11 protein-coding genes are annotated in these 16992 nt (G+C 29.9%); 2 read left to right on the top strand and 9 right to left on the bottom strand.

Features of this window, described 5'->3' with window-relative positions; genetic code table 11:
• Position 1: 1 nt before the first annotated feature.
• The 6 genes from metA to argC form a co-directional block, all read right to left on the bottom strand.
• Positions 2-931, bottom strand: a complete 930-nt coding sequence (metA, locus tag BMSBPS_RS02910; RefSeq protein ID WP_022564108.1) for a homoserine O-acetyltransferase MetA — start codon at positions 929-931, stop codon at positions 2-4.
• A gap of 390 nt (positions 932-1321) precedes the next feature.
• Positions 1322-2140, bottom strand: a complete 819-nt coding sequence (gene murI / locus BMSBPS_RS02905) for a glutamate racemase (protein WP_044169942.1) — start codon at positions 2138-2140, stop codon at positions 1322-1324.
• Positions 2141-2734: 594 nt separating this feature from the next.
• Complete coding sequence (gene argH / locus BMSBPS_RS02900; protein ID WP_022564106.1) at positions 2735-4132, bottom strand: argininosuccinate lyase; 1398 nt, start codon at positions 4130-4132, stop codon at positions 2735-2737.
• Positions 4133-4193: 61 nt separating this feature from the next.
• Positions 4194-5408, bottom strand: coding sequence for an argininosuccinate synthase (locus tag BMSBPS_RS02895; protein ID WP_022564105.1), 1215 nt, complete (start codon positions 5406-5408; stop codon positions 4194-4196).
• Between the two features lie 17 nt (positions 5409-5425).
• A complete protein-coding gene (gene argB / locus BMSBPS_RS02890; protein WP_022564104.1) occupies positions 5426-6205 on the bottom strand; it encodes an acetylglutamate kinase in 780 nt (259 codons plus the stop codon).
• 19 nt (positions 6206-6224) lie between these two features.
• Entirely contained in the window at positions 6225-7229 is a 1005-nt protein-coding gene (argC, locus tag BMSBPS_RS02885) for an N-acetyl-gamma-glutamyl-phosphate reductase (protein WP_022564103.1), read from the bottom strand.
• A 144-nt stretch (positions 7230-7373) separates the two neighbouring features.
• Between argC and argE the strand changes: the two genes are divergently transcribed.
• The gene (gene argE / locus BMSBPS_RS02880; protein ID WP_022564102.1) at positions 7374-8531 is read left to right on the top strand and encodes an acetylornithine deacetylase; all 1158 of its coding nucleotides are present in this window, start codon (positions 7374-7376) and stop codon (positions 8529-8531) included.
• Between the two features lie 2956 nt (positions 8532-11487).
• Here the strand turns inward: argE and metF are convergent.
• From metF to rpmE, 3 genes are all read right to left on the bottom strand, one after another.
• Complete coding sequence (gene metF / locus BMSBPS_RS02875; protein WP_022564101.1) at positions 11488-12393, bottom strand: methylenetetrahydrofolate reductase; 906 nt, start codon at positions 12391-12393, stop codon at positions 11488-11490.
• 1334 nt (positions 12394-13727) lie between these two features.
• Positions 13728-14888, bottom strand: a complete 1161-nt coding sequence (gene metB, locus BMSBPS_RS02870; protein WP_046201159.1) for a cystathionine gamma-synthase — start codon at positions 14886-14888, stop codon at positions 13728-13730.
• A gap of 438 nt (positions 14889-15326) precedes the next feature.
• On the bottom strand, positions 15327-15539 hold the full coding sequence (gene rpmE, locus BMSBPS_RS02865) for a 50S ribosomal protein L31 (RefSeq protein WP_022564099.1): 213 nt from the start codon (positions 15537-15539) through the stop codon (positions 15327-15329).
• 949 nt (positions 15540-16488) lie between these two features.
• On the opposite strand from rpmE, the gene BMSBPS_RS04700 reads away from it, so the two are divergent.
• Positions 16489-16716 (top strand): hypothetical protein, encoded by a 228-nt coding sequence (locus tag BMSBPS_RS04700; RefSeq protein WP_235375452.1) that lies wholly within the window; start codon positions 16489-16491, stop codon positions 16714-16716.
• Positions 16717-16992: the final 276 nt, after the last annotated feature.

The following is a 16992-nucleotide window of genomic DNA, read 5'->3' as shown; positions in this document are numbered from 1 at the left end:
TTTACTCAAGTGTTGGATTCATATGACGCAGATCAAAAGGAGTGATTTGATACACATAATAATTAAGCCAATTACAAAATAATAAGTTACCGTGACTACGCCAGGTAACATTTGGTAAAAGATTAGGATTATTTTCTGGAAAATAGTTAAATGGAACTTCAGGTTGTAACCCTGCATCACGGTCGCGATTATATTCAGTTAATAGCGTTGTTGCATCGTATTCTGGATGACCAGTAACGAGAACTAATCTTTTATCTTTACTAGCCATTAAATACGCTCCTGTAATTTCAGAATCAGCAAAAAGCTCTAAATCCGTGTAATCATAAATTAATTGACTTGGAAAATCAGCATAACGAGAATGAGGAGCCAAAAAATGATCGTCAAAACCACGTGTTAATAGGGCATGTGGACGTAAGATATTATGTTCATACACACCTAAAAGTTTTTTTTTACGAGTTTTTTTTGAAAGTCCATATAATATCTTCAGTGCTGCCTGCACTGCCCAGCACAAAAACAGTGTAGAAGTGACATGTTCTTTGGACCAATGGAGAATGCACTGAATTTGTGACCAGTATGCTACATCATTAAAATCTACCAGGCCTAGAGGTGCGCCAGTAACAATTAAACCATCAAAGTTATCATTTCGAATATCATCAAAATTGCAATAAAAAGTATTCAAATGTTCGTTCGACGTATTATGTGATTCACGGCTATCTATGCGTAACAGCTGGATATCAATTTGCAGCGGAGAATTAGAAAGTAAACGCAAAAATTGATTTTCAGTTTCAATTTTTTTAGGCATGAGATTAAGAATAAGCACTTTTAATGGCCGAATTTCTTGTACATGAGCACGTGATGATGTCATAACAAAAACATTTTCATGTCGCAAAAAATTTACTGCCGGTAATTCATCTGGAATCCTAATTGGCATAGTCTACTAACCTCTTAATTGTAGAAGGTATAAATTTTTTAATATCCAGATCACTAATTTTAATTTAATTTTTTGATAGGGTAGAGATTTTATATGAAGCTATATTAAATCCAGATTTAATTGCTTAAATTATAGATAAATTACTAACTGATATATTTATGTAGATTAAAATTCTCGCCCTGTTTGAATTTAACAATTATTTATTATCAATAAGCAATTTATGGATTTCAAAAATTGAGATTATTAACAATAATTTAATTGTTTTTTATTTTTAAATAGAACCAATTTATTTTTTTAAACAGATACTTAAGATAAGTAAATAAATAAATTTATATAAATGTTAATATATTCTTATTTTAAGAAAATGTTATCGAATAACATTCATTATTGCTAATAATTACAAATAATTAACTTTTTCAAACAATGAAATCCATAATACTGTAAAACAGGCACTAATTGCATAGTGTTATTATCCATACGTGTACAAAAGGCTATATTTTCTTTTGAAAAAGGTTTTTTTTTTGATTTGTTGTATTTCAGCAACGAACCTATGCGACGTGCAATTGCTGTACCAGAATCTACTAATTGTATTTTATCTGATAATATAGATTGTAATTCATGCCGCAGCAATGGAAAATGTGTACATCCTAATACTATTGTATCTGGAGATACTTGCATACAAAGCCATGGTTTTATAATCTCGCGTATATCAGCCAAATTTATTATTTCGCCGTGTAGCTTTGCTTCTGCTAACTCTACTAGTTTAGATGAACTTAACATTTCAATTTTACATTCATGTGCAAATTGCGTTATTAACTGTTGAATATAATTGCTTTTTACAGTACCGTGTGTAGCTAATAAACCTATCACACCATTGCGAGTTAGACAAGTAGCAGGTTTAATGGCTGGTACTACTCCTACGATAGGAAAGGTAAAATGTTTTCGTAAAAAAGGAAGAGACACTATACTAGCTGAATTGCAAGCAATGACTACTAGCGATAATTGAAAACGTTGGCTGATTGCATTCACTATAGAAATAATACATTTAATTATCTCACTTGCACTTTTTTGACCATAAGGAAATCCTTTATTATCAAAAGCATAAAGATAGTGTAAATTCGGTAATAATTTTCGAATTTCTTGGTACACAGATAGGCCGCCAACGCCAGAATCAAATACTAATATAGTGGAACTTATATTGGAAATCATATTTCATAATTAATTAAGGTATTTTTATACGTCAAGAGTATCCTATGCTACAATGAATTCCAGTAATTTTTAAAGTAATATTTACTAATCTAGAAATCTAGTCCGCTAGCTATTATTTTAAATAAAAGACAGCATAGATAATTAATTATATAGCAAAAATTTATTTAAAAGAATATATATTTACTTAATAAATATATATTCTTTTGCTTCTTAATTTATTTTCTATCGAAAATAGTGAAATTATGGTAATTTATGTAATATTTAAAGAATCAAAAATTTTAAATTAAATTTAATCACTATAAAGTACATTTAATAAATAAAAAATAATTACAAAAATATTATTCTATATATATTCTATTTTATAAAAATGTTAAATTTGATATATTATTAAATAATTATCAGAAAATACTGCTATGCTATGCACATAGTTTAGTTTTTTAAAATTTTATTAAATTAACATTTATGCTATTTTTATAATCTGTTGACATCTTCCATACATTATGTCTTGATATTTTTCAAGTGTCTTTTTAAAGAATACACAACAAATTATAAATCTCAAATTAGATTTAATATATTAGTAAGCAAAAACTAAATTTATGTTTTATGAGATATACTGAAGTTGTATAATCGCTTCTTAGCTTTATTGATCGCTATAGTTACCTGTTGTGCGGAAACACCACCTTGCGCGTTTCGTTTTTTTAAACAAGATTCTAATGAAAGAACAGAGTAGATATCATCTTCGATCAACGAACTAAACTCTTTAAACTGACTTAATTTTAATGCTTTAAGACTTATGCCTTGTTTACTTGCTTCTATAACAATTTTACCTACAATATGATGCGCTTCTCGAAATGGTATTCCTTTTGTTACTAGATAATCTGCAAGTTCAGTTGAATTAGCATAACCTTGTTCAGCAGCTTTCTGACAATTTATCCGTTTCACCTCAATATTATTTAGCACTAATATAGTTATATTTAAACAACTTAACCAAGTATCGAGAGCATCGAATAGCGCTTCTTTATCTTCTTGCATATCTTTATTATATGCTAAAGGTAAGCCTTTCAACATCATTGTGATTGCAGTTAATGCACCATGCACCCGACCACATTTACCACGGATTAATTCCAGCGCATCAGGATTCTTTTTTTGCGGCATTAAAGATGATCCAGAAGTTATCATATCAGATAATTCAATAAAATTTGCTTCGCCGGTATTAAAAAAAATTATATCTTCAGCAAAACGTGAGAGATGTACCATGCTAATAGATGCATTCGACAATAATTCTAAAACATAATCACGATCAGAAACAGCATCAAGACTATTGTCGTTTGCAGCGCTAAAACCTAACCAAATAGCTAATTGCTCACGATCAACATTGTAAGTTGTTCCTGCTAAAGCTCCGCAACCAAGAGGACTGACATTAAGACGTTTTAGAGTATCCTGTAAGCGATCTTGGTCACGTGCTAACATTTCAACATAAGCAAGACACCAGTGTGCAAATGTTATTGGCTGTGCGCGTTGTAAGTGAGTATACCCAGGCATGTGAGAATGCTGATTCGCTTCAGCAATTATGATTAGTGTTTTTTGTAATTTATATATGGCATCTAATAAAAAAGTAATATGTTTTTTGCACCATAATTTTAGATCAGTAGTAATTTGATCATTGCGACTGCGACCTGTATGTAATTTTTTACCTAAAAGGCCGACTGTTTTTATTAATTTATTTTCTACCCAACTATGAATATCTTCCTGATTACTTTTGAGAATTACTTCTGGATTAATACGCACTTCTTCTAATAATTCACACAGCGACGCTTCAAGTTTCTGTTGCTCTGCACTGCTTAATACATTAACTGTTACTAAAGCTTTTGACCAGGCGATAGATGCTAAGATATCTTCCTCTGCTAAACGATAGTCAATACTTAAGGAATTATTAAATTCTTTAAATTGTTCATTCAATTCCTTTGAAAAACGTCCTCCCCATAAAGACATTTTATATCCTCCTGAATATTATAAAAATAATTTCGTCAAAAATTAATGTAACGAAATAAACTCATTTTTGTTTTTTTTGTTTGTTTAGTGCTCTAATACGTGAAGAAAGAGAGAAAAGATGAATAAATCCATCGGCATGATGATGATTGTAAACTTTGTCTTCACCAAAAGTAGCCAATTCTTCTGAATATAAACTATTAGGAGATTTTTTTTGAAGTGCCATAACACTACCTTTATACAACTGCAAAATTACTTCTCCACTGATTAATTCAGACAAAGATTCCGCTGCTGCCTGGATAGATTGACGTAAAGGGGTAAACCAAAGCCCATCGTAAACTATATAAGACATTTCTTGACCTAAATACTGACGCCATCTAAAACTATCACGATCTAACACTAATTGTTCAATTGCATGCAATGCTTTTAGTATGATTGTACCACCTGGGGTTTCATAGCAACCGCGGGATTTAATTCCTATTAATCGATTTTCTACAATATCAATACGACCTATACCATGTCTTGCACCTAATAAATTTAATTTTTCTAAACAACGTAAAGGACTTAATTTTTCATTGTTTATAGCATTTACTCTTCCTTGATCAATACTTAAGCTCACATATTCCGCTTGATTAGGCGCATCAAGTGGATCTACTGTCCATACCCAACACTCTTTCGTAGGCGCATTCCAGGGATTTTCTAAATTTCCACCTTCGGTAGAAATATGCCAAATATTTTCGTCGCGACTATAAATTTTTTCTAGCGATGCTGTAGTTGTAATATCATGTTTTTTCAAATAGTGCAATAATGCTTGGCGTGAAGATAGATTCCATTTGCGCCATGGTGCAATTACCGTCAGCTGTGGAGCCAAAGCAGCATATGTAGTTTCAAACCGTACTTGATCATTTCCTTTACCAGTTGCACCATGACATAAAGCATCTGCACCAATCTCTATAGCCAAGTCAACTTGAGCCTTTGCTATAATTGGACGAGCCATTGCAGTACCTAATAAATAAGTACCTTCATACAAAGCACCAGTCTGTAAAATTGGATAAACATACTCACTGATAAATTCTTCACGCAAATCTACAATATAACATTTATTTGCACCCGATTCAATTGCTTTTTTTTCAATCATTTCTAAAATACTACGTTCTTGACCAACATCCGCTACAAACGCAATAACTTCACATCTACTATAATTTTCTTTCAACCATGGAATAATAGCAGAAGTATCTAAACCACCAGAGTAAGCTAAAACGATTTTTTGCACACTCATTTTATAATCCTTTGTTATTATGCTGAAATTCGGGTTCCAATAGATACGCCGTTAAATAGAATTGGCAGTTGTTCAGCATAACGCCAACTAGCGATATCAACCGGCCGACCTAGTGTTCGTACTGCTTCAAGTGCTGCGTTTACTTTAATAATCATGCCATTAGTGATAATACCATCAGCAATTAGCTTTTTTGCTTTAGCTTCTGTCATCTCACTAATTCGTTGCCCTTTACCATCGAGAATGCCACTTACATCAGATAGAAGTACTAAATCTGCACCAATAGTAGCAGCAAGCGCAGTTGCGGCTTGGTCTGCATTTACATTCATCATGTCGCCTTTTTCTGTAATGCCAATCGAACTTATAATTGGCAAGTAGCCTGCAGCAAGTAGTGTGTTAATTAAGGATGGACTACCGGGTTCAGCATTACCTACGTAACCTAAGTCGGGATCAAATTGAACAACATTAACTAGATCAGCATCGCCAAGACAAAGACCTACAGCGTTAATACCATGTTTTTTAGCCCATCCTAATAAAATTTTATTAGCAGTACCTGCTAATGCACCAGTTAAAATGTTAATTTGATTCGCTGGTGTTACACGAAAACCGTTTTTCTTTTTGATCGGTAGCATAAGCTTATTCATTAAGTCATCTATTAAGCAACCACCACCATGCACAATAATCAATGAACGATGATATTTATTGCGATATGTTTGTAAAGTAGTAAATAAACGACTTAGCGCCTCTTTAGTATCCAGCAGTACTCCACCTAGTTTAATAATTAAAGGATTATTATTCATAGTCTAGTTGATCCTTTCGTTAAATTAGAGACAATGTTTCAGGAAAACCAAAACGAATATTTAGGCACTGAATTGCCTGCGAAGCAGCTCCTTTTAACAAGTTATCTTCAGCAGCAACGATAATTAAATGTCTGTTTTGTAACACAAAACCAATATCACAAAACGGGAGTCCAACCACTGATTTTAATGCTGGTACCTCTTTATCATAAATACGTACAAGAGGTTTACCATCATAAGCATTATGAAAAGCATTTGAAACATCCTGATATGTTATACCTTCTTTTAAATAACAAGTGACAGTAGCAAGAATACCACGCGAAAAATTTCCTAAATGAGGAATAAAGATTACTGGTATACCAAGATGTGTTACTATCTCTAAGTGGTGACGATGATTAAAAATTCCATAAGGCTGTAAGCTAACCTCGCATAAATGATTATTAATACTAGCCTTTCTTCCAGAACCGCTAACACCACTTATAGCATTAATTACCGGATACTGTGTGTTATTTAGTAAACTTGCTTCTACCAACGGTTTTAAAGCTAATTGTGAAACAGTCGGATAACATCCTGGGATCGCTATTAATTGAACATCATTAATTTTGCCATGTAACCACTCTGCTAGACCGTAAACTGCTCTATTAAGCCAATCTTGATATTGGTGTGAAAAACCATAGTATTTTATATAAAAATTTATATCATTCACTCGAAAAGCACCAGAAAGATCAAATACTATACAATTTTTTTTGAGAAATTGTGGTGCAAGATGATGGCTAACCTTATGATCAGTAGCTAAAAAAACTACATCTATATCATCTGTCCATGTAGATATATCTTCCAGCGAGAATAAAGGTAAATTAACAATTCCTTTCAATTTTGGATACAAATCTGATAATAACTTTCCACAATCTGAACTATGTTCTGAAACTAGTAAAGCTTTTATATTGATATGTGGGTGACGGTTTAAATAAAGAACAAGTTCTACACCAACATAACCACTAGCACCAATGATCAAAATATTTAACATGAAATTGTATGCCTTAATTTACAGTAGTACTTTTTAGATGTACAAGATTATTTTGCGTAAATAATAACAGCAAAAATAAAACTACATATTTTTTTAATATGAATAATCAAATTTTAAACATATTAATATTAAGGATAACTAATTTTGAAAAGAATTTTACCACCTTTTATCGAAATATATCAACGATTAATTAGAACACCTTCCATTAGTGCTATAGATGACGTGTTTGATCAGAGTAATGAAGCCATAATTAATTTACTAGCAGGTTGGTTTTCTGATCTCGGTTTTACTATAGAAATATGCGAAGTACCTTATACACATCATAAATTCAATATGTTAGCACATAAAGGAAAAGGTATTGGAGGACTTCTGCTAGCTGGTCATACTGATACTGTACCGTATGATCCTGAGCGTTGGACACGAGATCCTTTTTCGTTGATTGAAGAAAACAATAGACTATACGGTCTTGGAGTTACTGATATGAAAGGATTTTTCGCTTTTATTTTGGATGTGCTGTGTAATCTTGAAATCACTGCTTTACATAAACCGCTGTATATTTTAGCTACTGCTGATGAAGAAACTACTATGGCAGGCGCAAAATATTTTTCAGAATCAACAGATTTATGTCCAGAATGCGCTATTGTTGGAGAGCCAACTTCTCTCAAGCCAATACGTATGCACAAGGGTCATCTTTCAAAGGTTCTTTATATTCAAGGTCAATCTGCTCACTCTAGCGAACCATTACAAGGTATAAACGCCATCGAATTAATGCATAAATCAATTACTCAGCTAATGAAGCTTCGTAATATATTTTTTAAAAAAAATTATCAAGATTATAGATTTACAGTTCCCTACTCAACCATGAATTTTGGTCATATTTATGGAGGTGATATTATTAATCGTGTCTGTACTTCCTGCGAATTACATATAGATATTCGTCCATTGCCAGATTTATCGCTCAATCATTTGAACAGTCTGTTAACTGAAGTACTAAAACCAATAAATAGACGTTGGCCAAAACGTTTAACTGTCAGTGAATTGTATCCACCAATCCCTGCTTATGAATGCAATCAAAATCACAAACTAATTAAAATCATAGAAAAACTACTCTCTGTGAAAGCAGAAGCTGTTAATTACTGTACTGAAGCATCTTTCATTCAAAAGATATGTCCAACATTAGTATTAGGGCCAGGATCTATCGATCAAGCACATCAACCAGATGAGTTCATCGAGACTTTTTTTATTAAACCTACTCTTTTAATTTTTAAGAAAATTATTCAATATTTTTATCAAAAAGATTAATTTTTAGTTAAATAAGTATATACTCTTAAATATTATTATAAATATATATAGTTTTTCAGGCCATAAATAGCTCATTTAAAAATATTGTATCTTTATTGAATATAATAAAATTATTACATTATTAATATATATAAATTTTATGATAAATGAAATTTATATATCGAGTATATAAAAAATCAAATTATGCTAAGTATTTTAAATTTTAATTTTCTTAAAAGAAAATATTAGGAACTAATACTGAAATGACAGAACAATATTGCATTATGTAAAACAATATTAATAGGCTAGCTATATTACTTGAATGTATAATAAGCAATATTGAAAAAATATTTTGAATTAAGCAAAACCATACTTAAATTTTTTCAGTCATCTTATTTAAGCAATGATATTCGCTGTACAAAACTATTGTGTACCTTAAAAATCTATTTAATTTAGAAACTATTCTCCGTAGCTTGTGTTTTAATTAATTTCTTAACATTATCAATAATGTCGCTCAACAGCATTAAATTGTTTTCTTAATATGAAAGAGAATACTTGCTTATATGATGCTAAACTGTTAAAGTTTTTGAACCAACAAAATATATAGATAGTGATTGCATCTCTGATTTGTAGAATGAGTTTTAACTCCGAACAAAACCGAAATTACAGGACTTACTTGAATTGATTAAGTAATTTAATAAACAGTTATCTTCAATAAATCAATAGCAAATATATTTCTAAGTATAGGTAGAATTAAATTATACTCCGTCTCCGTCAATGAATAGTATAGGTATAATATACCAATGAAATCTAAAAGGATCGTACTACTACTATTGACATAATTACAAGGAGGCTTTGATTGTTGTAATAAAAAATAGCTTGATAAAAGCATAACTCCTTGTCTAAAAAAACATCAGATGATATCTGAAAGAATTTTTTAGTATTAACTGCCCGTAGATTTATACCAATCCGTGTTATCTTATCGATAAGCAGTGATCGTGATGGTCATCTAAATATAACAATAACATAACACGTTGTGTCATGCAGACAAGAGGTTTCAAAGCGATTTATCTGTTGATAAAAGATACAGAGTACTTAACATTTAAACTTTTAATATCAAAGTATATTGAATAATGCGCATTATATAATAATCTAAAAAAGATGGAACCATATCCTATAATTATATAGATACGCAATCAACTCACCTTAATTCAAGTATACCTAATAGCTTATCTTAATAGCAAAAATCCACCTTACTATTTTCATCGATTAATATCAAATTCCAAACTTTAGGAACCTGTACTGATGAGCCATTAATTGTTCTAAAATACGGTCATGTAAGAAAACGTTGCTAATGAACACGAGTTTGTTAAAGATGCTGTACGACATAATCAAGTTTTTTAGTATGCTATTAGTATAAATTAATATTGATCAAGAAAGTATTATGTACCTATACAAAAGCAAAAGTTAAAATAAATATGTTATTTTAAGAACAACAATTGTTTATAAAGCTTTAGCTGTCCATGTTTTAATCAGCAAAAACTGATATACAAAATATTATACTTAATATAGTATCGTTGTATAAAAAGTTTTAATAATGCTAATAAAATAATAAATCAATTATTAGAAATAACTTAAATATGGTGATTTTATTTAAAGATAAAAAAAATGGTTATAGTTATAGTGGGATGTTTGGATTTAGAAAAAAACACACGTGTCATGGCTACAAATAAAATACAATGCATACGCAAGATTCTCTTATAAAAAATTTGAGATAAAACTGGAATGCAGGCTCATACTCTATTCATATGAGGTAGGGTAATTGGTTCTGGCGTGTGTCTGTATAATAATGTAGCTTTGATTTTAACCTGAAGATTAGTATAAAAGTGAACTACGAGTAACTAAATCAGGTCAGATATTTCGTTTGAAATATAGTTTATTAGAAGTAGATATGCAGGTCATTATTTTAATGTTGATGCTATTCTAGAAAGCTATGGTGATGCTTGCACCTAAACCAGTAAAAAATAATGAACGATTTATGAGTACGTTTTATAATACATGTTTTTTATATATTTAATAATTGAGATTGTTATGCTACTTTTGCTTAGTACGTACGCTGGAATAAAAATTAAGCAAATTTGCTCTCAGTTTACTCTTGAATGCATTAAATCTTCATCTGATTGGTCGCATAGAATCATAACGTTGTTGTATGCTTTAAATGTTTCTTAAACACAAAATCATTTAATATTACCTGTATCTATTTACTTAAGTTGCGAGTACTGTATTTCAGCAAGTTATACACAAAGGCCATCAAGAAAAACTAGACGTAATATACCAAGAATAGTGTTTTTTACTTTGTTATTATAATACTGAAAATGGCATTTTCTAAGACTGATTTACAGCTAGCAAAATATTATGTCAATGTTTAGTGAAAGATTGATTTAGTTATTAGGTAAGCTTTATGTAAATAAAAAAACTTTAATACTAAAATAATTTTAGCTGTAAATCAGTCTTAGACTCAAATCTATTGCATTTAATGCTGAATAATATCTATGCTACTTTCAATTCTAATTCAGATTAAAATATAATACGCTTTTTTAAACAAAACAATATTGTAATACAACAATAAAGAAAGATATAAATGTTCAAAAGTGCTTAATAATAAGCATTGCTGGTATTTGCGGTATGCGCAATGTTGGCAAAACTGCAACGCTAACTAGAAATATAAAGTGATTTTCTACTTTATCTTTATATAGAGATTGATTATCTAAAACTTTAGATACAGTAAGATAAGTACCCACTAGAAAATTTCATTTAAATATAATAAATTGCTTGTAATATAAAAAAGTATTGAAATTTAAATCATAAATTTATATTTAATTGCAATAGAAATGTATAATACAAGATATTCAGAAAATAAATGAATACAAACGATTTTTTCGATTTAAAGTAAATTAAATAATTCATTGTTCTATACCTAAGCTGCTAATTGTGCACGTATACCCAATGTATGACAAATAGCAATGCTCATGTCTGCATGGTTTAGCGTATAAAAATGAAAATCTTTTACACCTTCACAAGATAGTAGTTTAACCATATCTATAGCAATATTAGCACCAATCATTTTACAAGTTTCCAAATCATTATCTAATCCTTGAAACATAGTATGAATCCAATTCGGCATACGAACATTATTCATAGTTGCAAATTTTTGAGCTTGCTTAAAATTTAAAATAGGCAAAATACCTGGTACGATTTCGACTTCGATGCCAATTAATACACAACGATCACGAAAACGCAAATAATTTTCAACATCAAAAAAAAACTGTGTAATAGCACGGTTTGCGCCAGCATCAATTTTATGTTTTAGGTTAATTAGATCAGCTTGCGCACTTTTTGCTTCTGGATGCACTTCGGGATAGGCTGCTACAGAAATATCAAAGTTACCAACTTCTTTAAGTAGTTTTACTAAATCACTGCCATACATTTTTGGTTTGCATCCTTTAACAGGTAAATCGCCACGCAATGCTATAATATGACGAATGCCATTTTCCCAATAATTAGATGCAATATTAAGTAATTTATCGCGTGTAGCATTAATACAAGTAAGATGTGGCGCTACTTCTAATCCAGTACGTTTTTTAATATCTTTAATAATGTTATGTGTACGATCTCGTTCACCTGCATTAGCACCATATGTTACTGAAACAAATTTTGGTTTTAATTTACTTAAACGATAGATAGAATGCCATAAACTTTCTTCTATTTTGTGCTCATTAAAACGTGGCGGAAAAAATTCAAAAGAGATGTTTAATTGTTGTCCATCAAGTTCACATAATCTTTGATTCAGCACTTCGTGCTGAATAGCATGAAAAAAACTCATCCTGTTACCTCGTATATTTAATTAGTTAGTAAGCATTGATACTTTATACCAAGTATAAGATTTATAACATGGATGATTAAATATTTTCGGTCAATATAAAAATAACAGAATGATATGATAAATATTCAGACAATTTGAAACATTTGCATTAAAAAATATAATTATCGATTATATCAATTTAATAATTGATATGGCAGAATCAGTTATCTATTTTAAAATTTAGATAACCAAACTAGTATAGTTATTAAAGAGAGGGTATAGAAAAAACAAAAAATTCATCAACTAATAAATATCTAACATATTGATGTTATTTTAATTAAAAAATAGTAATAAAAATAAATAACATACAAAAGTCTTGATATAAAATTTTTATTTCTTTTATTTGTAATACAATACCAGATTATAATTAATTAGCCTATGTTTGAAACAAAGCAATTATCTTTAAAAATATTGAGATCATTAATAAAAAATATTAAATATATTATGCATATAACTTGTTTAATATTTTCAATATTTAAATATAAAAATTTGAATTAATGCAATTAAAGATAAAAAATTACGTATTTTTTCTTCAACCTGATGATAATTAGGTTATATCATCAGATGTAATGTGTTAGATATGAAATTATGTAAAAACTTGCTAATTTAAGTAATTACAGAGATCATATTTCTTATTTTAAGAAAGTTAAAAATATGATCTGTATTCTTCTATATTATTTTTAAACAAATAGAAGACTTAGAACTGGTTAAGTTTAACCAATTCTAAATCTTAAACAATTTAGCATAGAACTGTTCTTTCACAGATAAAATGAATTAAGTTACAGTTTAACTATTTTAAGCAAAAATTGACATAACCTAAAAGGTTATGTCATGTAACGTGAATAGTGTATTTTCATATGTTGAAACAATTTTAAAATGGGTCAAATTTAATAGCATCATTTATACATATAAACACATTATGTTGCATAATATTATACTATACGTATAGTAGAAAAATATGGCAATGTAGGCCTATAAAATTTTATCTTATAGAATTTAAAATTCAATCCAGCAGCACAAACAAACACAAAAAATTTTTGCATTTATTATTTATTGTTAATAATTCTTTGTAAATATTAACTGTGTAATTTAATAATTTAAATTTAAAAATCCAAATTAATTATATAATATGTCAATGAAATAAATATAAACAATATAATTGTTTATATTTATTTAATTTAATAAAATATTTTTTGCATTCTCGCTTATTTAATTAATAAAAGCCATTATATGAAATATTTATAATAAAAATAATGAGTTCATTACTTAAATATTGCATATTTACTTAATATTTTTTAGTTTTGAGATAAAATCCAGAATGCATGATCTAAATCAGCTATTAAATCTTCATGATGTTCAATGCCTACTGAAATACGCAGTAGTCTGTCAGAAATCCCTGCTTTAGCACGAGCTTCGGTAGACATACATGCATGAGTCATAGTCGCAGCATGAGAAATTAAACTTTCAACACCACCAAGTGATTCTGCTAGTGTAAATAAACGCAGCGATTTAAGGAAAGAACGTAAATGAGCTGTATCAGCATTCAGTTCAAAACTTAACATGGCACCAAACCCACGTTGTTGACGTAGTGCATATTCATGACCATCATTTTCCGGCAAAGATGGATGATATATTTTTTTTACTAACGGTTGTTTTTGAAGATAATTAATAATTTCTATCGCATTTTTCTGTGCAACTGATATACGAAGCTCTAACGTTCGTAATCCTCGCAATAATAGATAACTATCAAATGCTGTACCTGTTACACCAATATTATTAGCCCACCAAGTTAAATCCTTAACAACCGATATATTACTAGCAATTACAGCGCCAGCTAAAACGTCAGAGTGGCCATTCAGATACTTGGTACAGGAATGAATAACCAGATCTGCACCTAAAGCTAATGGATTTTGCAACGCTGGGCTAAGAAAGGTATTATCTACCATACTAATAGCACCTACTTCACGTGCAGATTGACAAATATCCACAATATCTACTACACGTAGTAAGGGGTTGCTTGGGCTTTCAATAAGAACTAGCTTCGGTTTTTCGGTCAGTACCTCTTTTAATTCTATCTTATTGCTCTGGTTGATAAATTTAACACGATACATTCCACGTTTGCTTAAACTCTCAAAAAGACGATAACTACCACCATAGCAATCATGTGGTGCTATTAACAAATCACCAGGTTTTAGAAACATAGTCGTTACCATATGAATGGCTGACATACCAGTATTTGTTAATACTGTTCCTGCTCCACCTTCTAACTCGGTTAGAGCACGTTGCACCACATCGCGTGTTGGATTACTACGACGTGAATAATCATGGGTACGTGGTTCATTAAAATCAAGAAAATTATAAGTACTAGAAAGGTGGATAGGTGGGACAACACAACCGTATTGTTCGTCATCATTCAAACCGCTACGTACTGCAATCGTTGCCTGTTTACAAATCATTATGCTTCTTATCCTAAAAATAAATATGAAGAATAATAAAGATAACATTCAATGCATACATTCAATAGATGTAAATATCTGAATTTAATTCTATAGTAAGTTTATTATTTAATAGCTATTAAAATTATAACGTACATTTTCGTGTTCAGTACACTTTACTAGAATACTAGTTAAGATTAGAAATTAAAATGCTTATAAAGCAGATATATAAATTAAGATAAGTAGAATTGAATAGTATTAATGGAAGATATCTGTCTGTATTCTAACAGTCCTAAAGATTAAATCTAAAAAATGTAATTCTAATGTTTTTAAAAAAGTATTATAATTCATAGTAAAAAAATAATGTTTGTTTATTCACACCAACATTGCATCCAAGTAAATATACAAATTTTGAAATTCGATTGTTTGCATTAATAAAAAATTAAATAATCATTGATATTATTTTTTAACTGGGATATTAAATCGTTTATTAAAACGTTCGACGCGACCACCAGTGTCTACAATGCGCTGTTTTCCAGTATAAAATGGATGACATTTACCGCATACTTCTAGAGTTAAGTTTTGGCTCATAGTAGAACGAGTTTCAATTATGTTACCACAAGAGCAAGTAATAATCACTGATTTATATACTGGATGAATTCCCTGTTTCATAGAAAAACCTCATAAAAAATTATGATAATGTTAAAAACATTAAAAAATAATATATTTTTAGGCTTAATAAAAAAATTAATTTCAATTAAATATTGATTAAAACTGTACTAATATACAAAAATTAATCTTTTTGTGCAATATAGAAATATGGAAATAGTAATCTAATAATATAACAAAGCAGCATTTACAATTTTACGATATTACAGTTTTTAAAATATTCTTTGATAAGAAATAGATACAAATAGACTTGTTCTTTATTGTACAGATTGCGTTACCGATTCCTTTACTCTGTATATTTGATTAATTGCTACCAACATGTACTAACAAGTAACATCTAGTAGTAGGAGCTCGCGTTATTATGAAATATAGTAATCGTAAAATAATTGGCATTGTAGTTAACTTAAAAAAACTGCTACTAGCAATCTACCAATTACCCATCTTAATAAAATTTATAGAATAATCGATAATAAGAGCCTTTTTTCTTCCAAACTTTGTTACCTACTACAGTAGACAGCAAAATATTATCATTTTCGACTCGAAAAAGTGCTTAGGATACGACATCCGTACTTCTTCATCAAGGATGACCAACACACGAGTTACTATCGCAATGGGTTATCAATAAATAATGCTGCACGTAACATTGAGCTTAATAGTTTAAAGTGTGCTGCAAAACAGCAAAAGGCTCTGGTTTTTTAAGAAAACAAATTTTTTTCTTCATCAAACTGATCAACAACATATAGAAAAATACATTTAAGTCGCTACATCATAAAGGATTATGCAATTTATGTAAATATAAGCCTACGACACATGACTGGCGTATTATTTTTACTGTTAAAGGTAAATATCAAAATCTAGATAAAGATCAAGTATTAGCAATACGTACAATTGAAAGTAAAAATGGCCAGGCACTATAATACTTGGATATTAACAGGTATTATAGCCTTAAAAAATGGAAGTGTATCTCAGAGTACTTGAAAATGTTTTAGCAGCAGGTACACCAGCGCTGATCTTGGTGCCAGAAGAAATTGATTTAATACCGCCGTGTATTATCTTTAGCTTCTTCAGAGAACGTTTTAACATATCAATTGATATCCTGCATTCTGGTATCAATAATAAAAAGCGCTTTTTCAGTATGTATGGTTACGTACTAGAAGAAATGAAAATACAATTATTATAGGTACACGTTCTGCAGCGTTCACAGCACTAATATGCCTAGGTATTATTGTCATTGATGAAGAACATCATAGCATTTACAAATAACAAACAGGATGGCGATATTAGGCACGCGATTTAGCAGCATTTCGCGCCTATCAAGCAAATAATTATTATGAGTTCTCAAATCCCTTCTATAGAGACACTATATAATGTTTATCGTGGTAAGTATGATCAGTTTTGATTTCATGCATGTAGTAGAGATATAACACAAATCTTCAGCGAATTATTGATCTTAAGG

The sequence above is a fragment of the Candidatus Pantoea carbekii genome (genome assembly GCF_000971765.1).
Lineage (GTDB): Bacteria > Pseudomonadota > Gammaproteobacteria > Enterobacterales > Enterobacteriaceae > Pantoea_A > Pantoea_A carbekii.
This window is presented reverse-complemented; position numbering and strand designations above follow the sequence as displayed.